At 68.9% G+C, this 24,161-nt stretch carries 25 protein-coding genes and 1 tRNA gene; 14 read left to right on the forward strand and 12 right to left on the reverse strand.

Features of this window, described 5'->3' with window-relative positions; translation table 11 throughout:
• Positions 1-126: 126 nt before the first annotated feature.
• Complete coding sequence (locus PA27867_RS14210) at positions 127-363, reverse strand: hypothetical protein (RefSeq protein ID WP_084021183.1); 237 nt, start codon at positions 361-363, stop codon at positions 127-129.
• Positions 364-463: 100 nt separating this feature from the next.
• On the opposite strand from PA27867_RS14210, the gene PA27867_RS14215 reads away from it, so the two are divergent.
• From PA27867_RS14215 to pstB, 8 genes are all read left to right on the forward strand, one after another.
• A complete protein-coding gene (locus PA27867_RS14215) occupies positions 464-1,156 on the forward strand; it encodes a winged helix-turn-helix transcriptional regulator (protein WP_066597389.1) in 693 nt (230 codons plus the stop codon).
• Entirely contained in the window at positions 1,131-2,036 is a 906-nt protein-coding gene (gene mshD / locus PA27867_RS14220; RefSeq protein ID WP_066597390.1) for a mycothiol synthase, read from the forward strand. Before PA27867_RS14215 ends, mshD begins: the two co-directional genes overlap by 26 nt.
• Before the next feature lie 56 nt (positions 2,037-2,092).
• Entirely contained in the window at positions 2,093-4,267 is a 2,175-nt protein-coding gene (locus PA27867_RS14225; RefSeq protein ID WP_066597392.1) for an RNA degradosome polyphosphate kinase, read from the forward strand.
• A complete protein-coding gene (locus PA27867_RS14230; protein ID WP_066597394.1) occupies positions 4,264-5,208 on the forward strand; it encodes an NUDIX hydrolase in 945 nt (314 codons plus the stop codon). The genes PA27867_RS14225 and PA27867_RS14230 overlap by 4 nt, the downstream gene beginning before the upstream one ends.
• A gap of 213 nt (positions 5,209-5,421) precedes the next feature.
• Entirely contained in the window at positions 5,422-6,519 is a 1,098-nt protein-coding gene (gene pstS, locus PA27867_RS14235; RefSeq protein WP_066597396.1) for a phosphate ABC transporter substrate-binding protein PstS, read from the forward strand.
• Positions 6,520-6,665: 146 nt separating this feature from the next.
• Positions 6,666-7,610, forward strand: a complete 945-nt coding sequence (gene pstC / locus PA27867_RS14240) for a phosphate ABC transporter permease subunit PstC (RefSeq protein WP_066597397.1) — start codon at positions 6,666-6,668, stop codon at positions 7,608-7,610.
• Entirely contained in the window at positions 7,610-8,698 is a 1,089-nt protein-coding gene (gene pstA, locus PA27867_RS14245; RefSeq protein ID WP_066597401.1) for a phosphate ABC transporter permease PstA, read from the forward strand. Before pstC ends, pstA begins: the two co-directional genes overlap by 1 nt.
• A gap of 43 nt (positions 8,699-8,741) precedes the next feature.
• Positions 8,742-9,521, forward strand: a complete 780-nt coding sequence (gene pstB, locus PA27867_RS14250) for a phosphate ABC transporter ATP-binding protein PstB (RefSeq protein WP_066597402.1) — start codon at positions 8,742-8,744, stop codon at positions 9,519-9,521.
• 567 nt (positions 9,522-10,088) lie between these two features.
• Here pstB and PA27867_RS14255 read toward each other — a convergent pair.
• The 4 genes from PA27867_RS14255 to PA27867_RS14270 form a co-directional block, all read right to left on the reverse strand.
• Entirely contained in the window at positions 10,089-10,979 is an 891-nt protein-coding gene (locus PA27867_RS14255) for an aminodeoxychorismate lyase (RefSeq protein WP_066597404.1), read from the reverse strand.
• 195 nt (positions 10,980-11,174) lie between these two features.
• Positions 11,175-12,140 (reverse strand): anti-sigma factor, encoded by a 966-nt coding sequence (locus tag PA27867_RS14260; protein ID WP_236900717.1) that lies wholly within the window; start codon positions 12,138-12,140, stop codon positions 11,175-11,177.
• Positions 12,137-12,718: a sigma-70 family RNA polymerase sigma factor gene (locus PA27867_RS14265; RefSeq protein WP_066599994.1), complete on the reverse strand. Its 582-nt coding sequence runs from the start codon at positions 12,716-12,718 to the stop codon at positions 12,137-12,139. The genes PA27867_RS14260 and PA27867_RS14265 overlap by 4 nt, the downstream gene beginning before the upstream one ends.
• A 280-nt stretch (positions 12,719-12,998) precedes the next feature.
• Positions 12,999-13,628 carry a DNA-directed RNA polymerase subunit beta gene (locus PA27867_RS14270; RefSeq protein WP_066597405.1) on the reverse strand — a complete coding sequence of 210 codons (630 nt, stop codon included), beginning with the start codon at positions 13,626-13,628 and terminating at the stop codon, positions 12,999-13,001.
• A gap of 146 nt (positions 13,629-13,774) precedes the next feature.
• Between PA27867_RS14270 and PA27867_RS14275 the strand changes: the two genes are divergently transcribed.
• Positions 13,775-13,847, forward strand: a tRNA-Lys gene (locus tag PA27867_RS14275).
• Between the two features lie 13 nt (positions 13,848-13,860).
• Here the strand turns inward: PA27867_RS14275 and PA27867_RS14280 are convergent.
• Positions 13,861-14,184, reverse strand: coding sequence for a hypothetical protein (locus PA27867_RS14280; protein ID WP_066597406.1), 324 nt, complete (start codon positions 14,182-14,184; stop codon positions 13,861-13,863).
• A 255-nt stretch (positions 14,185-14,439) separates the two neighbouring features.
• Between PA27867_RS14280 and PA27867_RS14285 the strand changes: the two genes are divergently transcribed.
• Together PA27867_RS14285 and PA27867_RS14290 are read left to right on the forward strand one after the other, a co-directional pair.
• Entirely contained in the window at positions 14,440-14,862 is a 423-nt protein-coding gene (locus PA27867_RS14285; RefSeq protein WP_066597409.1) for a DapH/DapD/GlmU-related protein, read from the forward strand.
• An 81-nt stretch (positions 14,863-14,943) separates the two neighbouring features.
• On the forward strand, positions 14,944-17,256 hold the full coding sequence (locus tag PA27867_RS14290; RefSeq protein WP_066597411.1) for an FdhF/YdeP family oxidoreductase: 2,313 nt from the start codon (positions 14,944-14,946) through the stop codon (positions 17,254-17,256).
• A gap of 95 nt (positions 17,257-17,351) precedes the next feature.
• Here the strand turns inward: PA27867_RS14290 and fdhD are convergent, their stop codons facing one another.
• Positions 17,352-18,200, reverse strand: coding sequence for a formate dehydrogenase accessory sulfurtransferase FdhD (gene fdhD, locus PA27867_RS14295; RefSeq protein WP_066597413.1), 849 nt, complete (start codon positions 18,198-18,200; stop codon positions 17,352-17,354).
• Positions 18,201-18,394: 194 nt separating this feature from the next.
• On the opposite strand from fdhD, the gene PA27867_RS14300 reads away from it, so the two are divergent.
• Complete coding sequence (locus PA27867_RS14300; RefSeq protein WP_066597414.1) at positions 18,395-19,228, forward strand: HesA/MoeB/ThiF family protein; 834 nt, start codon at positions 18,395-18,397, stop codon at positions 19,226-19,228.
• A 4-nt stretch (positions 19,229-19,232) separates the two neighbouring features.
• Positions 19,233-19,508 carry a DUF6457 domain-containing protein gene (locus PA27867_RS14305; protein ID WP_066597415.1) on the forward strand — a complete coding sequence of 92 codons (276 nt, stop codon included), beginning with the start codon at positions 19,233-19,235 and terminating at the stop codon, positions 19,506-19,508.
• A 63-nt stretch (positions 19,509-19,571) separates the two neighbouring features.
• Here the strand turns inward: PA27867_RS14305 and PA27867_RS14310 are convergent, their stop codons facing one another.
• A complete protein-coding gene (locus PA27867_RS14310; protein WP_066597416.1) occupies positions 19,572-19,904 on the reverse strand; it encodes a cupin domain-containing protein in 333 nt (110 codons plus the stop codon).
• 60 nt (positions 19,905-19,964) lie between these two features.
• Positions 19,965-20,414 carry a MarR family winged helix-turn-helix transcriptional regulator gene (locus PA27867_RS14315; protein ID WP_066597418.1) on the reverse strand — a complete coding sequence of 150 codons (450 nt, stop codon included), beginning with the start codon at positions 20,412-20,414 and terminating at the stop codon, positions 19,965-19,967.
• Between the two features lie 69 nt (positions 20,415-20,483).
• Between PA27867_RS14315 and PA27867_RS14320 the strand changes: the two genes are divergently transcribed.
• Complete coding sequence (locus PA27867_RS14320; RefSeq protein ID WP_066597419.1) at positions 20,484-20,729, forward strand: hypothetical protein; 246 nt, start codon at positions 20,484-20,486, stop codon at positions 20,727-20,729.
• 349 nt (positions 20,730-21,078) lie between these two features.
• Here the strand turns inward: PA27867_RS14320 and PA27867_RS14325 are convergent, their stop codons facing one another.
• The 3 genes from PA27867_RS14325 to PA27867_RS14335 all read right to left on the reverse strand — a co-directional run bounded on the left by PA27867_RS14325 (position 21,079) and on the right by PA27867_RS14335 (position 24,139).
• Positions 21,079-22,086: a serine hydrolase domain-containing protein gene (locus tag PA27867_RS14325; RefSeq protein ID WP_066597420.1), complete on the reverse strand. Its 1,008-nt coding sequence runs from the start codon at positions 22,084-22,086 to the stop codon at positions 21,079-21,081.
• A gap of 82 nt (positions 22,087-22,168) precedes the next feature.
• Positions 22,169-22,771, reverse strand: coding sequence for a hypothetical protein (locus PA27867_RS14330; protein WP_066597422.1), 603 nt, complete (start codon positions 22,769-22,771; stop codon positions 22,169-22,171).
• A gap of 51 nt (positions 22,772-22,822) precedes the next feature.
• Entirely contained in the window at positions 22,823-24,139 is a 1,317-nt protein-coding gene (locus tag PA27867_RS14335; RefSeq protein WP_066597429.1) for a DUF445 domain-containing protein, read from the reverse strand.
• Positions 24,140-24,161 lie beyond the last annotated feature (22 nt).

Genomic DNA, 24,161 nt, shown 5'->3' on the forward strand with positions numbered 1-24,161 from the left:
GATCAACGCATGGGGGCGAGATCTCGACAGGCTCGATCAGCGTGTGGTTGCGGGATCTCGACAGGCTCGATCAACGCGACAGGCTCGATCAACGCGACAAGCTCGATCGACGTCTGTGGGGGCGGCTCAGACCAGACCGTAGAAGGCGAACACGCCGGTGGCTGTGGCCAGGACTGTGACGGCGCCGACCAGGCTGAGGGTGACCCGGTGCACGTAGCCCTCTTTCTGTCCCGTGGACAGCTGAGCGGCCAGCGTGAGGATGGTGCAGCCGGCCAGCGACAGGCTGACCCAGACCAGCCGGTTTTCCGGGGCGACGAGCGCGCCGGTCAGGACCGCGCAGACCACGGCGACCAGCCAAATCATCACTACACTCAAACGCTTCCAGCTCACTGTCCCATTCTGCACGCCCAAGTGTCTTTCCGTGGCACGCTAGGATGGGCCGCACGATACTTGGAGGACCTGCGTGGCGCAGCTGTTGATCCTAACCTCGGCTATGAACGACGAAGTTCTTCCAGCCCTGGCGTTGCTGTCGCACAGCACACGACTCATTCCGGCACAGCCGGATCAGCTCATCACCGCGCCCGATTCCGACCTGATCCTGGTCGACGCCCGGTCCAATCTGATGGCCGCCAAGTCGCTCTGCCAGATCCTGCGCACCACCGGAAGCAGCGTGCCGTTGCTCCTCGTCATCACCGAGGGCGGCCTCACCGCCGTCAGCCCCGACTGGGGCGTGGACGACGTCGTGCTCGACACGGCCGGACCCGCCGAGGTGGATGCGCGCATCCGCCTGGCCGCCGGGCGCACGCCGCACAACGAGCCCTCCCCCACCATCCGCGCCGCCGGCGTCGTCATCGACGAGGCCAGCTACTCGGCCAAGGTGCACGGCAAGCCGCTCGACCTCACCTACAAGGAGTTCGAGCTGCTGCGCTTCCTCGCCGCGCACCCCTCCCGGGTGTTCACCCGCGAGCAGCTGCTCAGCGAGGTCTGGGGTTACGACTACTTCGGCGGCACCCGCACCGTCGACGTGCACGTGCGGCGCCTGCGCGCCAAGCTCGGCGACCAGGAATCCCTGATCGGCACCGTGCGCAACGTCGGCTACCGGTTCAACGTCTACGAGGAGGACGGCGAACGTGTCGCTCACTCTGTCGGCTCCTGACCTCTCCGACACGGCCTTCGCGGCCCGGTTCCACGATGTCGCCGACGCGAGCGCGCACACGGATGGCTATCGCCCGTTCAACGAACAGGCCATGCTCGACGCCCGCTCCGGCCGGCGCTCGCCGCAGCTGCTGATCGAGGGCGAGGACGCCGTCGGCGCCGCGATCTTCGGCCGCGGCGAGATCGACCTGGTCGTGCACCCGCGATACCGCCGCCGGGGCCACGCCACGGCCGCGCTGCGCCGCCTGTTCGAGGACGAGGGCGGCATGTCCGGCGACCTCACCGCCTGGGCGCACGGCGACCACCCCGCGGCCCGCCGCCTCGCCGACAGGTTCGGCTTCAGCGCCGAGCGCACCCTGCTGCAACTGGAACGCCCGCTCACGGACGCGGACGCCGAGACGACGCCGGAGCTGCCGAGCGGCCTGATCATCGACACCTTCCGCCCGGCACCGGCCGGCGACGCCGCGGAGTGGGTGCGGCTGAACGCCCTCGTCTTCGCCACGCATCCGGAGCAGGGCGCCATCACCGAGGCCGACCTCGCCGATCGGATGGACGAGCCCTGGTTCGACGCCGGCGACCTGCTCCTGGCCCGCGACACCCAGGCCGGCGAGCCCGGCCGGATCGTCGGATACAACTGGCTCAAGATAGAGCCCGGCGCCACGCTCGGTGAGATCTACGTGCTCGGTGTGCACCCGGATGCCGCGGGAGCCGGCCTCGGCCGCGCCCTCATGCTCGCGGGCCTGCGGCGCCTCCGCGAGCGCGGTTGCACGGCCGTCGAGCTTTACGTCGAGGCCGAAAGCGCCGGCCCGGTGCGGCTGTATCGCAGCCTCGGTTTCGCCGACCGCACCGTGGATGTGCAGTACCGCAGGGCGCCGCGTTAAGACTCCGTTCACCGTGGGCGTCGCGCCCGCTCGGCGCCGGGTGTCAAGATGGACAGATGGACGGCGACAACATCCCAGGCACCTCGGGGCTCGAGAGTGAACTTGACGACGATTTTGACCCTCAGATCGGCAAAAACGATCCGGCGCTTCCGAGCGAGCGGTACCTCGACCGCGAGCTGAGCTGGCTGGCGTTCAACCAGCGGGTGCTCGAGTTGGCCGAAGACCCGGCACTTCCGGTGCTCGAACGCGCGAACTTCCTGGCCATCTTCGCCAGCAACCTCGACGAATTCTTCATGGTGCGCGTCGCCGGCCTCAAGCGCCGCATCCTGACTGGCCTGGCCGTGCCCACCAACGTCGGCCGTGCCCCGCAGGATGTGCTCTCCGACATCTCGAAGGCCGCCCACGTGCTGCAGAACCGGCACGCCCACGCGTTCCAGGAGCTCGTGCGCCCGGCCCTGGCCGAGCACGGCGTGGACATCGTCACCTGGGACAGCCTGAACGACGAGGACCGCCGGTCGCTGCGGGGCTACTTCTCCAACCAGATCTTCCCGGTACTGATGCCGCTGGCCGTCGACCCGGCGCATCCGTTCCCCTACATCTCCGGACTCTCGCTCAACCTGGCCGTGCGGCTGCACAGCTCCAAGACCGGCAAGCAGGAGTTCGCCCGGCTCAAGGTGCCCTCGATGCTGCCCCGCTTCGTGCGGGTGGACCGCACCGAATCGGTCGACAAGGTGCGGTTCATCACCCTCGAAGACCTCATCGCCAACCACCTCGAAGACCTGTTCCCCGGCATGGACATCCTCGAACACCACGTCTTCCGGGTCACCCGCAACGAAGACGTCGTGATCGAGGAAGACGACACCGAGAACCTCATCAAGGCCCTCGAGAAGGAGCTGCTGCGCCGCCGGTTCGGCCCGCCCATCCGCCTCGAGGTCACCGAGGACATGGACGAGGTGACCCTGGGACTGCTCGTGCGCGAGCTCGACGTGACCGAGCAGGAGGTGTACCGACTGCCCGCACCGCTGGACCTCGGCGGCCTGTTCGACCTGCGCATCGATCGCCCGGACCTGCACTACACGAAGCACGTGCCCACCACGGCCGCGCAGTTGCTCACCGGCGAACCCAACGAGACCCCGGACATCTTCCGCGCCATCAGCCGCGGCGACGTGCTGCTGCACCACCCGTACGAGTCGTTCGCGACGAGCGTGCAGGCGTTCCTCGAGCAGGCCGCCGCCGACCCCAATGTGCTGGCCATCAAGCAGACCCTGTACCGCACCTCGGGCGACAGCCCCATCGTGGAGGCGCTGATCGCCGCCGCGGAGTCGGGCAAGCAGGTGCTCGCGCTGGTGGAGATCAAGGCCCGCTTCGACGAACAGGCCAACATCTCCTGGGCGCGCAAGCTCGAGAAGGCCGGTGTGCACGTGGTCTACGGGCTCGTCGGGCTCAAGACGCACTGCAAGCTCGCGCTCGTGGTGCGTTACGAGAAGGGCGTGCTGCGGCACTACAGCCACATCGGCACGGGCAACTACAACCCCAAGACCAGCCGCATCTACGAAGACATGGGGCTGCTGACCGCGGATGACCAGGTCGGCAAGGACCTCACGCGGCTGTTCAACGAGCTCTCCGGCTACGCCATCGAGAAGAAGTTCAAGCGCCTGCTGGTGGCCCCGCTGCACCTGCGCAAGGCCCTGCTCAAGCGCATCGCCGACGAGACCGCGAACGCGGCGGCCGGCAAGCCGTCGGGCATCCGGATCAAGGTGAACTCGATGGTCGACGAGGACATCATCGACGCGCTCTACCGGGCCAGCCAGGCCGGGGTGCCGATCGACGTGTGGGTGCGCGGCATCTGCAGCCTCAAGCCGGGCGTGCCCGGCATGAGCGAGAACATCCGGGTGCGCTCGATCCTGGGCCGCTACCTCGAGCACTCGCGGATCTTCTGCTTCCACACGCTGGGCGAGCCGCAGGTGTTCATCGGCAGCGCCGACATGATGCACCGCAACCTCGACCGCCGGGTGGAGGCGCTCGTGCGCCTGGTCGACCCGCGGCACCTCACCGAGGTGGACGCCCTGTTCACCCGCGCCATGGACGAGCGCACCTCGTCGTGGTGGCTCGACGAGAACGGCGAGTGGACCCGGCACCACCAGGACGCCGAGGGCAAACCCCTCGACGACATGCAGAACCGGCTGATGCAGCAGATCGGGCAGCGGAAGCGCCCGGTGAGCCGCCGATGAGCGACGCCGCCACGGCCGTGTACGCGGCCGGCGCAGTTTGCTGGCGCCTGATCGACGGCAAGATGCACGTTCTGCTGATCCACCGCACCGTACACGGCGACATCACCATCCCCAAGGGCAAGGTCGACCCCGGCGAGACACTGCCGGTCACGGCCGTGCGGGAGATCGAGGAGGAGACCGGCCTGGCCATCGCGCTCGGCGTGCCGCTGGGCGTGTCCGAGTACCCGATGCCCAACGGCAAGGACAAGATCGTGCACTACTGGGCCGCCGAGGTGCTGCCGGAGCACATCCTCAAGTCCACCTTCGTGCCCAACGGCGAGGTGGCCGCCCTGGAGTGGGTGACCATCAAGAAGGCCAGGACCTACCTCAGCTACGCCCAGGACGTGGAGATCATCGACGCGTTCGCCCGCCTCGTGGCGCAGGGCATCACGAGCACCTTCGCGATCATCGCGCTCCGCCACGCCAAGGCCACCCCGCCGCACGACTGGCCGGGACCCGACGCCACCCGCCCGCTCAGCGCACGCGGTGTGACGCAGGCCGCAGCCGTGGCCGGCACCGTGAGCGCCTGGCATCCGCAGCGCATCTTCACGAGCACCGCCACCCGCTGCGTCACCACCGTCGCCCCGCTGTCGGCGGCCACCGGTGTGCCGTTCAAGCGCACCGACCTGATCAGCCAGGACGCCTGGGAAGACGGCACCTCGGATGTGCGCCACAGCGTGGGCAAACGCATCCGCGCCCGCAAGACCGCCGTGCTCTGCAGCCACGGACCGGTGTTGCCCGACATCCTGCGGGAGATCGCCCTGGCGACCGGTTCGCCGGTGACCCAGCAGGTCTCCAACGCCGCAGCGCTCGCGCCCAGCGGGTTCTCCGTCGTGCACCTCTCCAGTGACAACCCGAGCGCGGGCATCCTCGCGATCGAGACCCACCCGCCGCGCCTATAGACCGCCGCGACCAGAGCGCCCACAGCCCCGGAACGGGCTGCGGGCGCTCTGTCGTCGAGCCCGAAGCGACGGATGCCGTTTACCTCCCGTTCACCCGGGAGGGGGAGTGTCGTTAACCACAGCGAATAGCGTCTGACGAGGGCCAGCACCGGCCCATGTTCGCGGGATTCTCCTGCGATCGCATTCCCTGTATTCGACCTGAAAAGGATCCTTGTGAATCTCATGCGTATTGGCCGCCCCGCGGTCATTGCCATCGCCGCAGCCCTCGTTCTCTCCTCCTGCGCGTCGAACGAAACACCCGCCAGCACGGGTTCCGACGCCCCGACCGAGAGCACCCTGTCCGGCACGATCAACGCCGCAGGCGCCTCGTCGCAGGGCTCGGCCCAGGAGGCCTGGATCTCCGCCTTCCAGACGGCCAACCCGGACGTCACCATCAACTACGACCCGTCGGGCTCCGGCGCCGGTCGCGAGACCTTCATCGCCGGCGGCAGCGACTTCGCCGGTTCGGACTCCTACCTCAACGACGACGAGCTCGCCGGCACCTTCGCCGCCTGCGCGCCGGACACCACGGCCGTCGACCTCCCCGTCTACATCTCCCCCATCGCCGTGATCTTCAACGTCGAGGGCGTCACCGACCTCAACCTCGACGCTGCCACCCTCGCCAAGATCTTCAAGGGCGACATCACCACCTGGAACGACCCGGCCATCGTCGCGCTGAACGCCGACGCCAAGCTTCCGGCCACCGCGATCACCGCCGTGCACCGCTCGGACGACTCGGGCACCACCAAGAACTTCTCCGACTACCTCAACCAGAACGCCGCTGACGTCTGGACCGAGAAGCCGGCCGACCCGTTCCCGTACCAGTCCGGTGAGGGCGCCCAGGGCACCTCCGGTGTCGTCGACGCCGTCACCAACGGCACCGGCACCATCGGCTACGCCGACGCCTCGCGCGCCGGTGACCTCGGAGTCGCCAAGATCAAGGTCGGCGAGGAATTCGTCGGTTACACCGCCGAGGCCGCAGCCGCCGTCGTCAACGACTCCCCGCTCGTCGACGGCCGTGCCGACAACGACCTGGCCATCAAGCTGAACCGCACCACCACCGACGCGACGCACTACCCGCTCGTTCTGGTCAGCTACGCCGTGGTCTGCACCGAGTACGCGGACGCCGCACAGGGCGCCCTCGTCAAGGAGTACGTCGGCTACATGGCCAGCGAGGCCGGCCAGGAAGTCGCCGCGTCTTCCGCCGGCGCCGCACCGCTCTCCAGCGACCTGCAGTCCAAGGTCGCCGCGGTTCTCGACACCCTCAAGTAAACATCCGCTGAGCCCACACCTCAGCACCCTGCCCGGCCGGGCTTCCGCGTTGCACGCGGTCGCCCGGTCGGGCACACTGAGGCGTGGGGTCAGGCTTCAGATCCACCCGTACCGGTAAGACCCAGCCCCTCAGGGAGACGCTCGGAATGACGACCGCAGTTGACCGTATTGCGATCAAGGCCAAGGAACGACCGGGCGACCGTATCTTCTCCACGGCCACCGTGGTGGCCGGCAGCCTTATCTTGGCGGTGCTCGCCGCCGTCGCCGCCTTCCTCCTGATCCAGAGCATCCCCGCCTTCGTGGCGCCGGCGGATGCCTTCAAGGGGGAATTCACCAACTTCTGGTCCTACGTGCTGCCGCTGGCCTTCGGCACCGTCTGGTCCGCGTTCCTGGCGCTGCTGATGGCAGTACCAGTGGCCATCGCCGTGGCCCTCTTCATCTCGCACTTCGCGCCGCGCAAACTCGCGCAGGGTCTGGGCTACCTCATCGACCTGCTCGCCGCGGTTCCCTCGGTGGTCTTCGGTCTCTGGGGCATCGGCGTGCTGGCCCCGCTCGTGCAGCCGTTCTACGCCAACCTGGTCGACTGGTTCGGCTGGTTCCCGCTCTTCGCCGGTCCGGTCTCCGGAACCGGTCGCACCATCTTCACCGTTGCCATCGTGCTGGCCGTGATGGTGCTGCCGATCATCACCGCCATCTGCCGCGAGATCTTCCTGCAGACCCCGGTGCTCTACGAGGAAGCCTCGCTGGCCCTCGGCGCCACCCGGTGGGAAATGATCACCATGGCCGTGCTGCCGTTCGGCCGCGCCGGCATCATCTCCGCCGCCATGCTCGGCCTGGGCCGCGCGCTCGGCGAGACCATGGCCGTGGCCATGGTGCTCTCCCCCAGCCCGCAGGTGATCTTCCAGCTGCTCACCTCGCAGAACTCCACCACGATCGCCGCGAACATCGCGCTGAACTTCCCTGAGGCACACGGCGTGGGCGTCAACATCCTGCTCGCCACCGGCCTCATGCTCTTCGTCATCACGCTGGTCGTCAACATGATCGCCCGCGTGATCATCAACCGCCGCAAGGCCTTCTCTGGAGCGAATTGATGAGCACCATGACCGTCTCGTCTCCCGTCAGCAACTCCCTCACCGCCGGCAAGCTGCCCAAGAACACGCCCCTGATGGTGCTCGTGGCCAGCTGGCTCGTGGTGGGTGCGTTCTTCGTGGTGATCTTCCTCTCCGGCGCCACGGAGAGCTTCAACTGGGCCGGCACGCTGTTCTTCGGCACCGTGCTCTACTGCGTCGCCCTGTTCCTGTTCTCCTACTTCGTCGAGGGGGTGCGCCGGGCCAAGGACCGCCTGGTCACCGCGGTCGTCGCCATCGCGTTCGTGGTGGCGCTGATCCCGCTGATCTCCCTGGTGGGCACCACCGTGGTCAACGGCCTGCCCGCCTTCCTCACCCCCACCTTCTTCACGGAGTCGCAGCGCAACGTCGTCGGCGCCGGCGGTGGCGCCCTGCACGCGATCGTGGGCACGCTCTTCGTCACCGGGCTCGCCACGCTCATCTCGGTGCCGATCGGCCTGCTCACCGCGATCTACCTCACCGAGTACGGTCGCGGCCGGCTCGCCCGCGGCATCACGTTCTTCGTCGACGTGATGACCGGCATCCCCTCGATCGTGGCCGGCCTGTTCGCCTACGCGCTGTTCTCGCTGCTGTTCAACGACCCGGGCATCCGGTTCGGCTTCGGCGGGTCGGTGGCGCTGTCGGTGCTGATGATCCCCGTGGTGGTGCGCTCGAGCGAGGAAATGCTCAAGCTGGTGCCCAACGAACTGCGCGAGGCCGCGTACGCGCTCGGCGTGCCGAAGTGGCTCACCATCGTGAAGGTCGTGCTGCCCACCTCGCTGGCCGGCATCGTCACCGGTGTGATGATCTCGATCTCCCGCGTCATCGGCGAGACCGCACCGCTGCTGATCATCGCGGGCTTCACCGCCAGCATGAACTACGACATGTTCAGCGAACGGATGATGACCCTGCCGGTGTTCGTGTACAACCAGTACGCCAGCCAGGGTGCCGACTCGCAGGCGTACATCGACCGGGCCTGGGCCGGCGCGCTCACGCTCATCGTGATCGTGATGCTGCTCAACCTCATCGCCCGTCTCGTCGCACGCACCTTCTCCCCCAAACTCGGCCGCTGACGCCGCCGCCACTCGTACAGTTCACCCAGATTCGAAGGAATACATGTCCAAGCGCATTGAAGTCAACGACCTCGACGTCTACTACAGCAAATTCCTCGCCGTCGAGGGCGTGACGCTCACGATCGAGCCGCGCACCGTGACCGCTCTGATCGGCCCAAGCGGCTGCGGCAAGTCGACGTTCCTGCGCACCCTCAACCGCATGCACGAGGTCATCCCGGGCGCCCACGTGGACGGTGAGGTGCTCATCGACGGCAACAACCTCTACGGCCCCGGCGTGGACCCGGTGCTCGTGCGCCGCCAGGTGGGCATGGTCTTCCAGCGGCCCAACCCGTTCCCCACCATGTCGATCGGCGACAACGTGCTCGCCGGCGTCAAGCTCAACAACCGGCGGATGCCCAAGAGCGACGCCGACGCGCTGATCGAGAAGTCGCTGCAGGGCGCGAACCTCTGGAACGAGGTGAAGGACCGCCTGGACAAGCCAGGCTCGAGCCTCTCCGGCGGCCAGCAGCAGCGGCTCTGCATCGCCCGTGCCATCGCCGTGCAGCCCGACGTGATCCTGATGGACGAGCCCTGCTCTGCCCTCGACCCGATCTCCACGCTCGCGATCGAGGACCTCATCGAAGAGATGAAGACCGACTACACGATCGTCATCGTGACGCACAACATGCAGCAGGCCTCCCGCGTCTCCGACCGCACCGCGTTCTTCAACATCGCGGGCACCGGCAAGCCCGGCAAGCTCATCGAGTACGACGACACCACCACGATCTTCTCCAACCCCACCGTGCAGGCCACTGAGGACTATGTCTCCGGCCGCTTCGGCTAAACCCGCACCACGCAGAAACGCCCGGCAGGCCTCTCGGCCCGCCGGGCGTTTCTGCGTTCCAGTCCGCGAGGTGGTCTCACAGACGCGCCCCTACGTTGGTCGCGAACCAGGACACCTCACCGGGTCTCGACAAGCTCGACCGACGGGATGGTGGCGGACCGAAACACCTCACCCGGTCTCGACAAACTCGCCCAACGGGATGGGCGCGTGGGCCGACCTGTGGGTCGTTCCCGCCTCGGCGGTCGAGCCTGTCGAGACCTCGCAAGACAGCCCCCGGACGCAACCACGCGCCGGACGACGGGATGGAGGCACACCGGGACACCTCACCGGGTCTCGACAAGCTCGCCCAACGGGATGGGCGCGTGAGCCGACCTGTGGGGCGTTCCCGCCTCGGCGGTCGAGCCTGTCGAGACCTCGCAAGACAGCCCCCGGACGCAACCACGCGCCGGACGACGGGATGGGGGCACACCGGGACACCTCACCGGGTCTCGACAAGCCCGAGCAGCGGAAAGGGTGCGTTCCGCAGGCCAGCCCGCCCAGTCTCGACGGGCCCGACCAGACTGGGCACTAGGAGCCGGTGCGGGCCAGCAGGGACGCGTTCAGGGTTCGGGTGAGCTCGTCGTCGTGGGGGAACTCCACGCCGTCCAGCGCGGTGACGGCGACCGCGAGGCGCACGCTGGAGACCAGCCACGCCGCATCCGCCGACCGGAGCTCGTCGACCGTGACGTCGCGGTACTCGACGCTCTCACCGTGCTCGGTGAGGTACTCGAACACGCTCTGCTGCGTGGTGCCGTGCAGGATCGCACCGCTAGGCGCCGGGGTGACGTAGCGTCCGTCGGTGCGGAGGATGACGCTGGAGGTGGGACCCTCCATGACATAACCGTCGTGGGTGAGGAAGATCGTGTCGTCGGCGCCGCGTCGCTTGGCCTCGCGCAGGGCGGCCATGTTGATGGCGTAGCTGAGGGTCTTCGCGCCCATCAGCAGCCAGGGCGCTTCCTCGGCAACGCCACGCGGGTAACCGCGGTCGAGGGTGATCACCTTGACGCCGTGCTCACGCACCGCGCTGAAGTCCGCGGCGCGGGTGGCGTGCAACCAGGCCGTGGGCGCCGGGCCGTGCTCGACGCCGCGGCTGAGCACGAACTTGAGCGCCAGCTCGCCCTCACCGGGGATGCGGTCGACGGCATAGGCGATCGCCGCCCGCCACTGCGCCGGGTTGGGCACCGGCAGGTCACAGATCTGCGCCGAGTTGACGAGCCGGCTGATGTGCGGCTCAACCTCCTGCGGATGCCCGTTGACCACACTGAGGGTCTCGAAGATGCCGTCGCCGCGCTGCGTGCTCAGCTCGGCCACGCGCAGCGCCGGGGCGCCGGAATCGATCTCGTGGAAGGTGTCGACGAAGTCGGTGCGGGTGGAGTCTGCGGGCTCCGGATCGATGAGCAAAGTGAAGGGCAGGGTCATGTACCGAGCCTACCGAGTTGCTCCAAATCGGCCCCTCGACGCTCGGGAGAGGGAGGTTCGCCGCAATTCACGATGGCGGATGCCAGTGAGTTGCGTCAAGATGCCCTCTCCGCTGCCGGGAAGGGGCGCTTTGCCGCACGTCGCGATGGCGGATGCCCGCGAGCGCCCGCCAGGGCGGCGGGCGGGCGCGGGTGGCTAGGAGCTCTGGATGGCCACGATCGGGTCGGTGGTGGGCTGCTCGGAGCCGCCCTTGGGTTCGACGGTGACGCCCACGGTGTCGCCGGCGGTCATGGTTCCGTCCAGGACCCGCCAGGCCGTGCCGGAGCCGTCGGAGTCGAAGGTGCCCGCCGAGACCGGTCCGGCCTCGCCGATGTACCAGAGCTGATAGTCCTGGTCGTCGCCGAGCGCGGGCAGGTCTTCGACGATGATCGCCGACAGGCCGAGCTCGCCCGACCACACCAGGGTGGCATCCTGGCCGGTCGCGGTCTGCGCTGCGGCGCGCTGGCTGTCGGGCGACGCCTCGATCTCGGCCAGGCTCGAGGCCTGCTGCTGGGCGAAGTCGTCGTTCGGGTTGCCGTAGATGGCCTGCCCGGCGACGGTGCCGCCCACGAACAGGGCGATGGCGGCGGCGGCCGCAACGAGGTATCCGGCGGGACGCTGGAACCAGCGGCGCTGGGCCCGGTCGGCGGCGGAGCCTGAGCCCCGTCCGTCGCCGGCGCCGGTGACGTCCGAGCCCGGCGCTGCCGGGTTCTGCCCGGTAGCGCCCGGTGCGGTGGCTGCAGCGTGCGAGGGGGCGGAGCCGATCGGAATGGCCGCGGGCGGCGCATCCGTGGTCGTGTCTGTGGTCGTGTCGGTGGGGGCGGAGGGTTCAGCGGCACCCCGCGGAGCCAGCTGCGGCGTGCTGGCGAGTTTGGCCATCAGGCTGGCCTTGAGGGCACTGGAGGGCTGCACAGGGGCGACGGACAGGCCGAGGGCCACGGCGGTGTCGCCCAGCTCGGCGGCCTCGGTGCGGGCCTGCTCAGACTGCGCGAGGTAGCGCTCGTACACGGCGGCCTCGTCGGGGCTGAGGGCGTGCAGAGCGTAGGCCCCGGCCAGGTCGGCCGGGTTCTCGACGGACCCGTTGCCGGTCAGGTCGCCGGTGGACTTGTCGTGGTCGTTCACGAGGTCACCCCCAATTCATCTCGCAAGCGGATTAACCCGTCGCGGAGGCGGGTCTTCACCGTGCCGAGCGGGATATGCAGGAAATCAGCGACTTCACGGTGACTGTACCCGCTGAAGTACGACAGGCTCACGGCCTGACGTTGCAGTTCGGTCAGTCTGGACATCGCTTTTTCCACCCTTTCGTGCTCGATGCGTACCTCAACGGTTTCCGCGACGTGGTCATACGGCACCGCGAGGTCGCGGATGCCCACTTTGGTATCCCTGTCGCGGCCGGCCTGAGACGACCGGATTCGGTCGATCGCACGTCGGTGCGCCATGGTCATGATCCAGGTCGAGGCCCCGCCACGCTGTGACTCATACCGCGCAGCCGTCTGCCAGATCTCCAGGAAAATCTCCTGGGTCACTTCTTCGGACTGTGCGTGATCGATCAGCACGCGCTTGACAAGGCCAAGCACCCGCGGGGCGATCTGGTCGTAGAGCTCTCCGAACGCCGACTCGTCCCCTCCGGCTACGCGGGCGAGCAGCTCTTCTTTCGAAGGCGCCGTCGACGAGGAGTCGAGGTTGAATTCAGCAGTCATGAGATCCAGCATGTCAGGTCCAGTCCCCTTCCATGCAGAGGGTTCGGTGCCGAGTCCTGCATGGATTGGTGTGGAATCAAAAAATGTTGTGTGTCTGTGACGCCCGCCGGAGCCGGTGAGCGGCATCCGTGGGAGCAGAGTGAAGGCCGGACCGCAGAACGCCTCTCGGCGCGAGGCCGTTCTAGACGGCGAATATTGGAGCCCGGGGTTACTGCGGTCCGGCCAGCATCAAGTGTAAACGACTTGGGCCCAGACTTCATTCCCGGATGCCTCCACGCACCTACTCGAGCGAGTCGCTGCGCCAGAGCCGGGCGCAGGAGGCGAATTCCTGTGCGGTTGTCGAGAATCGCAGGGCGCGCGTGGTGAGCTCGGTGGAGCGGCCCGGTTCGGTGGCGTCGAGGTCGTCGGCCACGCTGGCGCAACCGGCGCCGATCACCCGGCAGAACGCCGCCGCCCGGTCAAGCGCGATGGCGAAGTCGCCGGTGAACACGCCACGGAGGATCTCGTCGGCCAGCTGGATGATCTCGGCGGGGCCGGTCGGCACGATGGCCCCGGCCACGATCGGGTCGATGGTGACGGCCACGTCGATGCCGCGCTGGTACAGGTACGACGTGCCGTCGGCATCCTGCCGGATCAGCAGCCGCACCAGGTAGATGCGCCAAAGCGCACCGGGCAGGCTGCGCGGTGTGGCCCGGGACCAGAGCTCGGCGACGGCGTCGATGCCGTGCTCGTCGGTGTACGCCACGAGGCGTTCGACGACCTCGGGGTCTGGACTGTCGCGCACCCGTGCGATCAAGGCCTGCGCCGTCTCATGCGCGATCCGGCTGATCTGGGCGGGATCCTCGCCGCCCATCATCGACTCGAACTTGGCGCCCGAGAACTTGGTGGGCTTGTGGAAATCGTCGGCCATCGCGCTCCTCCTGGCTGTCTCGGCCGGCGGCGTCGGTGTTGCCGCCGGGTAAATCGTGGGTGGGGTGGTCGTGCCGGCGTCTCTGGCGGATGCATCCACGCTAGTCACAAAAACCGTCCGGCAATCCACGCTAAGTTATTAACCGCGGGCCTCTAGCTCAGTTGGTAGAGCAAAGGACTTTTAATCCTTGGGTCGTCGGTTCGAGCCCGACGGGGCCCACTTTCAGTGTGATTCAGTGTGACCAGGTTTCCCTGGCCCACGGACGCCAGGTGCGGGGAAACTGCCGCTCGACCTTGCCGTAGTGGTCCACGGTGAGGATGAGCGATTCGATCTTGCGGTTGAGGATGCTCAGGGCGACGACGAACAGCCACAGACCCCAGGTGACGAAGGTCAGGAACACGTTCAGCCAGAACCTGATGCGTTTCGTGCGCTGCAGCACGGCCTGATTGCCGGCCACGCTGCTGACCGTCCAGCCTTCGGCCGCGAACCGGGCGACCTCGTAGTTGAGCAGCTCGGTGCGCTGCTCGGCCGTCAAGGTGCCTGCGTCCAGCGACATACCCGCCTCATTCCATCGATACGGGCAGCATAAGGCCGTGACACGATCGGCGCAGCCCCGGATGCGCGCCGGTCCGGCGCGGTCCGAACCCGGCAGTTCGCTGGGACTGGGCGCCCGCACGGAATGTGCTGCGAGAACCCGGTGTTTCCCCCAGTGTTGACGCATGGTCTGTTGTGCTGGGGTACGGCCGCAGTCGCATATCGTGCGTGCAGCAGCAGAGTGACGCACACAGCGAGCGCCACGGGAGGAGAACCAGTGCGCAAGAACATTGACGTCGAAGTCGACACCGGAGTCATCGAAAAGTACCGCAGGCACCCGAACGGCAATGGCTGGGTATCGGGCAAATCCACCGTGCAACCGAGCGCGTTCATCTCCGAGTCCGCGTACATCGAGTCCGGTGCCACCGTGGGCCGGGAGGCCTGGATCGGCCCGGGCAGCTGGATCGACCACGGTGTCGTCGTGGGGGACAAGGTCTTCATCGGCCAGAACGTGCACATCGGCGAGGGCAGCCTCGTCAGCGGCGGCGCCCACCTGGGCAGCCACGTGCGCATCGGCCGCAACGTGCGCATCGCCGCCGGCGTGCGACTGGACCGGGACACCCGGGTTCCGGACGATACCGATGTGGCCACCGGCAACGTGGGAGCAGACGGCCGCCGGTCGCACGGTCTGGCAGCCTAGGCATCCGTTTGACCCGGTAAAACTGAAAAAACCCGCCGGGCGCATGTCAGCATCGGGCTCCGAGAGGAGCAGGATGGACCCATGACACGTCGCGCACCGGTCAAGGACATCAACGAAGACGACCTCGTCGTCGGCACCCCGAAGAAGGCCGCCGCCGGCCTCGAGGCGGTGGTCGTGGCGCTGGAGCGCGGCATCGCCCAGGCCGGCGTGAGCCGCACCGCCCGGGCGCTGCTGCGACTCAACCAACGCAACGGCACCGACTGCCCCGGCTGCGCCTGGCCGGAGTCCACGGGGCACCGCAAGACCGCCGAGTTCTGCGAGAACGGCGCCAAGGCCGTCGCCGAGGAGAACACCCTCCGCACCGTCGGCCCCGATTTTTGGGCCGAGCACTCGCTCGCCGAGCTGGCCGGCAAGACCGAGTACTGGCTGGGCAACCAGGGCCGCATCTCCCAGCCGGTCGTGGTGCGCCCCGGCGACACCCACTACTCCCCCATCGCCTGGGAAGACGCGTTCGCGCTGATCGGCGAGAAGATCCGCGCCACCACCCCCGACCGCACGGTGTTCTACACCTCCGGCCGCACCGCCAACGAGACCGCGTTCCTCTACCAGCTGTTCGCCCGGTCGATCGGCACCAACAACCTGCCCGACTGCTCCAACATGTGCCACGAATCCTCCGGCTCGGCGCTGAATCCCACCATCGGCATCGGCAAGGGCACCGTCTCGCTCGAAGACATCCACGCGGCCGAGCTGATCCTGGTCGTGGGCCAGAACCCGGGCACCAACCACCCGCGGATGCTGTCGGCCCTGGCCGAGTGCAAGGCCAACGGCGGCAAGGTCGTCGCCGTGAACCCGCTGCCTGAGGCCGGGCTGTTCAACTTCAAGGACCCGCAGACGCCCACCGGACTGGTCGGCCACGGGGTGCCGCTGGCCGACGAGTTCCTGCAGATCAAGGTCGGCGGCGACCTGGCCCTGTTCCAGGCGCTCGGCCACCTGCTGCTCGAGGAAGAGGCCCGAGTGCCCGGCTCCGTCGTGGACCAGGAGTTCATCGACGCCAACACCGACGGCATCGAGGCCTACCGCGCCGCGCGCACCGAGATCGACTGGGTCGAAACCGAGAAGGCCACCGGGCTCTCCCGGCTCGACATCAGCGTGGTCGCGAAGATGATGGCCGCCTCCAACGCCACCATCATCTGCTGGGCGCTGGGCCTCACCCAGCAGCCGCACTCGGTGAACACGCTCAAGGAGATCATCAACCTGCTCCTGCTGCAGGGCAACTTCGGCAAGCCGGGCGCCGGCGCCTGCCCGGTGCGCGGGCACTCCAACGTGCAGGGCGACCGCACCATGGGCGTGTGGGAGAAGCCCAAGGAGCCGATGCTCGCCGCGCTCGACGCCGAATTCGGCATCGTCTCCCCACGCGAGCACGGCCTCGACTCGGTCAACACCGTCGAGGCTTTCGAGAACGACGACGTGGACGTGTTCGTGTCGATGGGCGGCAACTTCGCGCTCGCCTGCAGCGACACCGACGCGCTCGAGGCCGCGATGCAGCGGGTGGGCCTGACGGTGCACATCTCCACCAAGCCGAACCGGTCGCATGTCATGCACGGGGTCACCTCGCTGATCCTGCCGACGCTCGGCCGCACCGACACCGATGACAAGCATCCGTCGGGCCGGCAGGTCTTGTCGGTGGAGGACTCGATGTCGATGGTGCACTCCACCCAGGGCCGGCTCGACCCGGTATCGGAGCACCTGCTGGCCGAACCGGTGATCGTGGCACGGATGGCCAGGGCCACCCTCGGCGACGACCACCCGGTGGACTGGAAGGCGATGGCGGAGGACTACGACGTCATCCGCGACCACATCTCCCGGGTGCTGCCGGGCTTCGAGGACTTCAACAAGCGGTTGCGCGACAAGAACGGCTTCGTGCTGCCCAACCCGCCGCGCGACACCCGCAGCTTCGCCACCGACATCGGCCGGGCCCGGTTCACGGTGAGCCCGCTCGAGTACCTCACGCCGCCGCCCGGGCACCTCATTTTGCAGACCATGCGCAGCCACGACCAGTACAACACCACGTTCTACGGGCTGGATGACCGCTACCGCGGCATCAAGGACGGCCGCCGGGTCATCCTCATCCACGCCGACGACGTCACCGAGCTGGGCTTTCAGGACCGCGACCTCGTCGACGTGATCAGCACCTTCGGCGGGCAGGAACGCCGGGCGGACAAGTTCCGGCTCGTGGTGTACCCCACGCCGCGCGGCTGCGCGGCGGCGTACTTCCCCGAGGCGAACCAGCTGATGCACCGGGAGCTCGTGGCCCGGGAGTCGAACACCCCCGGCTACAAGGCCATGAGCGTGCGGTTCATCCCGCACGAGGTGCCGGCGCCGGTGCTCAGCTGACCCGAGCGGCGCCGCCCCGCTCGTGAGTTGCCCATTATTGCTAGTGCGGCAGGAGGTCCGACTAGCAAAAGTGGGCCAGTCATGGCACGGGGCGGCTACACCGCGGCGAGTGCGCCCTGGGTGATGCGTTCCTCGCCGGCGTAGATCACCATGGAGTCGCCGCGGAGGAATCCCACCAGGGTGAGGCCGACCTCGTGGGCGAACTCGGCAGAGAGCGACGACGGCGCCGACACCGCGGCGAGCACCGGGATGCCCGCCATCAGCGCCTTCTGCGCCAGCTCGAAACTGGCCCGGCTGGACACCATCAGCACGGTGCCCCGCAGCGGCAGCAGGTTCTCCTTCACGGCCCAGCCGATCACCTTGTCCACCGCGTTGTGCCGGCCCACGTCTTCGCGCAGCACGAGCATCTCGCCCGTGGCGGCATCGAACAGGGCGGCCGCGTGCAGGCCCCCGGTCTTCTCGAACACCGCTTGCGCTTCACGCAGCTTGTCGGGGAAGCCTGTGAGCATCTCCGCATCGACGCGCACGGCATCCGCCCGCACGTCCCAGGTGGACTTGGTGCGCACGGCGTCGATGCTCTCTTTGCCGCAGAGGCCGCAGGAGCTGGTGGTGAGGAAGTTGCGCTGCGTGCTCGGGTCGGGGGCTGCCACGCCCGGCGCCAGGCGCAGGTCGAGCACGTTGTAGGTGTTGACGCCCTCGGCGGTGGCGCCGGCGCAATAGCGGGCTGTCGCGAGGTGCTCGCCCTGGCTGATGATGCCCTCCGAGACGAGGAAGCCCGCGGCGAGGTCGACGTCGTGGCCGGGGGTGCGCATGGTGACGGCCAGCGAGCGGCCGTTGACCCGCATCTCCAGGGGCTCCTCGACCGCGAGGACGTCTTCGCGGCGGATGGGCGCGTGGCCCACCGTGAGCCGGGTGATCTTGCGTCGTGCCGTGACTCTGTTCATGGGTGCCCTCCTCGAGAGTGCGGTCCGAGTGCGCCGGGGCGCAGCGAGACCTCCCTTCGAGCCTAAACCTCCATCTGGTGCAACGGGTGGCCTCTGCGGCCCCTGCCCGGGCTTGCCACGCTAGAGCAGCACGGCGTGAGGGGAGAGCGGGGCGGCGTGGCCGGGCGAGGCCGATTGCCGCGTACCGTGGTGTCATGGCACTTCCTCCCCTCGTCGAACCCACCGGTCCGCTCAGTCCCACCGAAACCGCGCGCCTCGCGCAGGTGCGGAGCCTCCCGCAACTGCGGCTGCCCGCGATCGATGACCTCGGGCACCGGCGGCTCGCCGCGGCCCGCGTGCTGGTGCTCGGCACCTCCGGGCTCAGCGCCCCCGCCCTGCGCACCCTCGCCGCCGCCGGTGTGGGCACCATCGGGCTGGCCGACGTGGGCCCGCTCGACGTGGACTCCCTCGTACTGGCCACCACCACCATCCTCACGCTGTCGCCGGACACCGCCGTCACGGCGCACGACGAGGAGATCACCGCCGAGTCGGCGGCCCGCATCCTGGGCAGCTACGACCTCGTGCTCGACGGCAGCGACCTCACCCCGCAGCCGTTCCTGGTGGGCGACACCTGCGCGTCCCTCGGGTTGCCGCTGGTCTGGGGCTCGGTGGCGCGCGGCAACGCCGAACTGTCGGTGTTCTGGTCCAGCCCGCCCCGGCGCAGCGGCCAGCGCTCCACCCGGTTGCGTGACTTCTTCGGCGCGGATGCGGCCGGCACCGCCGCATCCGTCGACCCGGGCGTGCTCGGCGCGCTGCGCGGCCAGGCCGGAGCCTTGCTGGCCGCCGAGGCGATCCGCCTGATCACCGGCACGGGCGAACCCCTGATCGGCCGGGTGCTCACCATCGACGCCGATACCGGCCGCTTCGACGCCGCTCCCCTGCCCGTGCTGCAGCCCGGCCAGCCCGGCGCCTCCGCGCCCACCGGCGACACCAGCCCTGAGGCCGAACCAGTCTCTGCGTCATCCACCGTTGCATCCACCGAGGAGTGACACCATGAGCACGAACACCCCCCTGCCGCCCGAAGCCCTCGACGAGTGGCTCGCCGCCCTCGCGGCGCACCTGGGCCTGGATGCGGAGATCATCCCCACCGGGCTGCTGCTCGACGTGGCCAGGGATGTGGCGCACAACGTGGCCCGACCCGCGGCCCCGCTGAGCCTGTTCCTCGTGGGCCTGGCGGCGGCGCAGGCCGGCGGCACTGCCGAGGACATCACCGCGGCGAGCGCCGCCGCGACCGAGCTCGCCCTGGGCTGGCCGGCGACGGCCGAGTAGCCGGGCACCGGGCGGCGCAACCGCCGTTCGGCGCGGCCGTCTTTCGGCGCATCCGCCGTTCGGTCAGGGCAGTTTGGCCACCGTGAGCAGGATGGTGGCGTCTTCTTCGGCCTCGAGGCTGTGCCGCGCCTTGGGCATGATGAGCAGGTCGCCGGTGCGGGCCTGCCAGACGTCCTCCCCGACGATCAGTCGCACCCTCCCGCTGAGCACGTAGACGGTGGCATCTCCGGGGCTCTCGTGCTCGGCCATGACGGTGCCCTTGGCCATGCCCATCACGGTCTGGCGCAGCACCTTCTCGTGGCCGCCGAAGACCGTGGCGGCGGCACGCCCACTGCTGCCGGACGTGGCGGCGGCGAGCTGCTGGCGGGCGAGGGCCTCGATCGAGATCTTCTTCATGGCGCCAGCGTACGACGCCCGAGCCCGCCGCGGGCGGCTTCCGGCCCGCGAATCTGCCGGCTAGGGCCGCGGCGTGACGGCCGTCGTGGCCTGAATGACCTCGGTGAGGCTGTCGCGCAGCGCGATCAGGGACTCCGGCGACATCTCCAGGCTGCGGGCCACCCGCTCGGGGATGGTCTCGGCGATCCGGCGCAGCTGGCGGCCGTGCTCGGTCAGGGTGACCTGCAGCGCGCGTTCGTCGGTCGTCGACCGTTCGCGGCGGAGGTACCCGACCGCCTCCAACCGTTTGAGCAGCGGCGACAGGGTGGCCGGCTCGAGACGCAGCGCATCGGCCAGGCTACGGAGCGTGCGCGGGTCCTGCTCCCACAGCGCCAGCATGACCAGGTACTGCGGATGCGTGAGCCCGAGCGGCTCCAGGATCGGCTTGTAGAGGGCCACCGTGGTGCGCGCCGCGACCGTGAGTGCGAAGCAGACCTGGTTCTCCAGGGCGAGCACGTTGGGTTGCGTCATCGGGTCTCCGGGCTCATCGATCGGCAGGCATTCGGCACCCGCCAAGATTTACTTAGTACACTAACTATTATGACGTCAGCCAAGAAACGCAAACCGACCATCAAGGAGGCCGGCGGCTTCACCGCGTGGCTGAACGGTCGGCTGCTGCCCCTCATCGGCCCGCCGCCGCTCGGCCCCTATGACGACGAGGTTCCGGTGCAGGAGCGCCCGATCGCGCGGTGCCCGCTCTGTGGAGCCCCGATGACCGAGCACGACATCGACCGCAGCGGCGAGCGCACGCAGCTGCGCTGCCCCCTGCCCACGCCCGCAGCCTGAACCTATGGCCCGAGACCCGCGCAGCGGCGCCTGACCCGCGCACCACAGCCGCGACGAGGTGCGCGGGCTCCACGCCGCTCCGCCCGCGGCACGCCACCCGCGAACCGGCGCCTGACCCGCGCATCCGCATCCGGAGCCTGTCGCCACCGGCGTGACACCCGCGCAACGGCGCCCGACCCGCGCACCACAGCGGCGACGAGGTGCGCGGGCTCCACGCCGCTACGCCCGAGGCATGCCACCCGCGAACCGGCGCCTGACCCGCGCATCCGCATCCGGAGCCTGTCGCCACCAGCGAACCGGCGTCCGACCCGCGCAATGGCTTCACTCCCAGGTAGGGAGGGGTGGAGGGTTAGAACTGGGCGTCGAGCTCGACCACGAGGTCCCAGGCGCCCTCTTCGGCGTTGCTGAGCACCACGACGTCCAGGCCCGAGGTGGGGTAGTGCCGCAGGATGCCGCTGGCGCCGGCGTTGACGCCGTCCTTGTAGTACGAGCGCACCGAGCCGTTCTCGTTGAGGTCGAACTCCAGGCCGAAGCCGTACTTCACGTCGTCGTCGTAGGCCACCTGCGGGGTGAAGAACTCGTCGGTGTACTCCTTGGAGAGCAGCTGCCCGCCGCGCACGGCGTTGAGGAAGTTCATCAGGTCGCCGGCGGTGGCGTGGGCGCCGCTGTCGGGCGAGCCGATTGCCGGGGAGCTGTAGATGTTCGAGACCCAGCTGCCGTCCTCGCGGCGGTCCCAGCCCTCTGCGACCCGTTCGACGCCGTCACGGCGGTCGAAGAACCCCGAGTCGGTCATGCCCGAGCGGGCGAAGATCTCCTCGCGCACGTAGTCGCGGTAGCCGAGTCCGGAGGCCTTCTCCACGGCGAGGCCGGCGAGGATGTAACCGACGTTGCAGTCCACGCACTCCACGCCCGGCGCGGCCAGCGGCGGCTTCTGGCTGAACAGCGGCAGGTAGTCGCGGGTCTCGACGAGCGAGTAGTTGGGCGTCTGGGCCCAGAAGTCGGCGTAGCTCTCGCCCGCCTCCTCATCGACGTCGTCGGCGATGCCGCTCGTGTGCGTGAGCAGGTGCAGCAGGGTGACGTCGGTGCCGATGGTGCTGCCGGCGAGGTCGACGTACTCGTGGATCGAGGCCTCGAGGTCGAGCCGGCCGGCATCGACCTGCTGCAGCACGGCGACGCTGGTGAAGAGCTTGGTGATCGACGCGGTGTCGAAGCGGGTGTCGAGGGTGTTGGGCACCTGCCAGCGCGGGGTGGCGAAGCCGCGGGCCGCCTCGAAGATGGTGCGGTCGCCGTCACGCACCAACACCACACCGGAGAAATCGCTGTCGTCGAGAAAAGTCTGTATCGCCTGGGTATCCACCCTTCGAGCGTAGCGAACGGGCGGCGGGCCCCGGTGCCGCTGCGACGGATGCCCCGGGCCGCGTGGGCTGCCCGGGCGGTATTCAGCCGGTCGGGCCGGGGTGCCGGGCGGTCTTCGCCAGCTTGGCCAGGTCGATCGCCGCGACGGCGCGCATCCGTTCGGCCCGCACCGCCTGGTAGCCGGGCTGGCGGGGGTCGATGCGCTGGGCAAGGAGCCGGGTGGAGAGAGCGTCGTTGATCTCCTGCAGGGCATCCGTGCGGGCCTTCGCGACGAGGTCGGTCACCCGGCTCTCGTCCGCGGCGAACTCCCGCAGCCGCTCAGCGACGTGGTCGTGCAGGGTGCGGCGACGGCCGAGGCGCACCACGTCGCGGCGTTTGTTCTCCAGCTCACGGCTTTTGCCCGCCCCGGTCGTGCGCTTCAGGTAGGAGCCGAGCCGCTCGACCCGGGTGGAGTCCTCGTCGTTCTCCTGGGCCACGTGTTCTAGTTCGTGCCGGGCCAGCGCGGCGTAACGCTCGGGGTCGTAGTCGCTGTGGTCGCGCAGGGCGCCCACGATGATGCCGTTCTTCACGGCCATCCGCACCGCGGAGAGGGCGATCAGCATGCCCTCGTCGACGATGCGCGCGGTGGAGGGCGCACCGGAAGCCGGGGCCGTGCCATCCCCGGGACCATTCGAGCCGGTGTTCACGACTTCAGTATGGCTCACCGGGCAGAACGTGTGGCAGGCCGGCCACGCGACTCAGCCGCCGAACAGCACCAGGGCGCCCTGGGCCAGTGCGAAGATCAGCAGGCCGGCCAGCGCGCCGACGACGGTGCCGTTGATGCGGATGAACTGCAGGTCCTTGCCCACCTGCAGCTCGATCTTCTCGGTGGTCTCGGCCGGGTCCCAGCGCTCCACGGTCTCGGTGATCACGCCGGCGATCTCGTGCCGGTACTTCTGCAGCACGTACCCGGCGGTGTCGGCGAGCCACCGGTCGATACGCGCGCCCAGCGATTGGTCGCCCACGAGCCGGGCGCCCACGTCGAGCACCGTCGACTGCACGCCGGCGCGCACGGCGCTGTCCGGGTCGGCCAGGGCGGCCAGCAGCGACGCCTTGAGCGACTCCCAGGCATCCCCGGCGAACTCGCGCAGCTTGGCATTGTCGACCAGTTCGAGCTTGAGCACCTCGACGCGCCCGATCATGGTGTCGTCGAACTGCAGGTCGGTCATCAGCTCGGCCAGGTACCGGTCGATGGCTCCCCGCAACGGATGTTCCGGCTCTCGCTGCACCGTCGTCACGAACGCGAGCACCTCGCGGTAGGCCTTGTCGTCGACCATCTCGCCCACGAAGCCGGGCAGCCAGCGCGGCAGCCGGGTGGAGACGGACTGACCGAACGCCTCGGGGTGCGCGGTCAGCCAGCTGTGTGCCTTGTCGAGCAGCAGGTCCACGGCGGCGTGGTGCCGACCGGAGGCCACGAGGTGCTCCCCCAGCCGGCCGAGGCTCGGTCCCCACTCCGGTCGCAGCAGGTGCTCCCGCGCGACGCCCTCGAGCAGGTTCTTGATCTCGTCGTCGCTGAGCAGGTCGAGCAGCCCCGACCCAGCGTGCGCGATCTCGTCGGTGAGCCGCTGCGCGTTCGCCGGCTGCACCAGCCAGGCGCCGAGCCTCCTGGATACCCCGATGGACTCGAGCTTGCCGCGCACGACGGCGTCGGAGAGGAAGTTGGACTCCACGAACTCGCCCAGGCTCGCGCCGATCTCGTCTTTGCGGTTGGCGATGATGTTGGTGTGCGGGATGCGCAGCCCGAGCGGATACCGGAACAGCGCCGTGACCGCGAACCAGTCCGCGATGGCGCCCACCATGCCGCCTTCGGCGGCGGCGCGCACGTACTCCAGCCACGGGTAGCGCTCTTCGAGGGCGAACGACACCGCGAAGATCAGCGTCATCGCCAGCAGCAGGCCGAGGGCCAGCCGTTTCATGCCCACGAGCGCCACCCGGCGCGCCTCGTCCGGTGCGCTCAGGGGCGCCCGGGGGCCGGGCCCGGTCAGGGTGGGTGAGGTCAGGGACGGTGCTGCCATGGGTCTGGTCGTTCCTCGTCGA

Origin of the sequence: Cryobacterium arcticum (assembly GCF_001679725.1) — a bacterium.
Lineage (GTDB): Bacteria > Actinomycetota > Actinomycetes > Actinomycetales > Microbacteriaceae > Cryobacterium > Cryobacterium arcticum_A.

Bases quoted from the DNA above. Each gene is read 5' to 3' on its own strand.
- PA27867_RS14210 (WP_084021183.1), bottom strand. From the start codon at position 363: ATGATTTGGCTGGTCGCCGTGGTCTGCGCGGTCCTGACCGGCGCGCTC.
- PA27867_RS14225 (WP_066597392.1), top strand. From the start codon at position 2,093: ATGGACGGCGACAACATCCCAGGCACCTCGGGGCTCGAGAGTGAACTT.
- PA27867_RS14230 (WP_066597394.1), top strand. From the start codon at position 4,264: ATGAGCGACGCCGCCACGGCCGTGTACGCGGCCGGCGCAGTTTGCTGG.
- pstC (WP_066597397.1), top strand. From the start codon at position 6,666: ATGACGACCGCAGTTGACCGTATTGCGATCAAGGCCAAGGAACGACCG.
- pstA (WP_066597401.1), top strand. From the start codon at position 7,610: ATGAGCACCATGACCGTCTCGTCTCCCGTCAGCAACTCCCTCACCGCC.
- pstB (WP_066597402.1), top strand. From the start codon at position 8,742: ATGTCCAAGCGCATTGAAGTCAACGACCTCGACGTCTACTACAGCAAA.
- PA27867_RS14255 (WP_066597404.1), bottom strand. From the start codon at position 10,979: ATGACCCTGCCCTTCACTTTGCTCATCGATCCGGAGCCCGCAGACTCC.
- PA27867_RS14265 (WP_066599994.1), bottom strand. From the start codon at position 12,718: ATGACTGCTGAATTCAACCTCGACTCCTCGTCGACGGCGCCTTCGAAA.
- PA27867_RS14270 (WP_066597405.1), bottom strand. From the start codon at position 13,628: ATGGCCGACGATTTCCACAAGCCCACCAAGTTCTCGGGCGCCAAGTTC.
- PA27867_RS14280 (WP_066597406.1), bottom strand. From the start codon at position 14,184: ATGTCGCTGGACGCAGGCACCTTGACGGCCGAGCAGCGCACCGAGCTG.
- PA27867_RS14290 (WP_066597411.1), top strand. From the start codon at position 14,944: ATGACACGTCGCGCACCGGTCAAGGACATCAACGAAGACGACCTCGTC.
- fdhD (WP_066597413.1), bottom strand. From the start codon at position 18,200: ATGAACAGAGTCACGGCACGACGCAAGATCACCCGGCTCACGGTGGGC.
- PA27867_RS14300 (WP_066597414.1), top strand. From the start codon at position 18,395: ATGGCACTTCCTCCCCTCGTCGAACCCACCGGTCCGCTCAGTCCCACC.
- PA27867_RS14305 (WP_066597415.1), top strand. From the start codon at position 19,233: ATGAGCACGAACACCCCCCTGCCGCCCGAAGCCCTCGACGAGTGGCTC.
- PA27867_RS14310 (WP_066597416.1), bottom strand. From the start codon at position 19,904: ATGAAGAAGATCTCGATCGAGGCCCTCGCCCGCCAGCAGCTCGCCGCC.
- PA27867_RS14315 (WP_066597418.1), bottom strand. From the start codon at position 20,414: ATGACGCAACCCAACGTGCTCGCCCTGGAGAACCAGGTCTGCTTCGCA.
- PA27867_RS14320 (WP_066597419.1), top strand. From the start codon at position 20,484: ATGACGTCAGCCAAGAAACGCAAACCGACCATCAAGGAGGCCGGCGGC.
- PA27867_RS14335 (WP_066597429.1), bottom strand. From the start codon at position 24,139: ATGGCAGCACCGTCCCTGACCTCACCCACCCTGACCGGGCCCGGCCCC.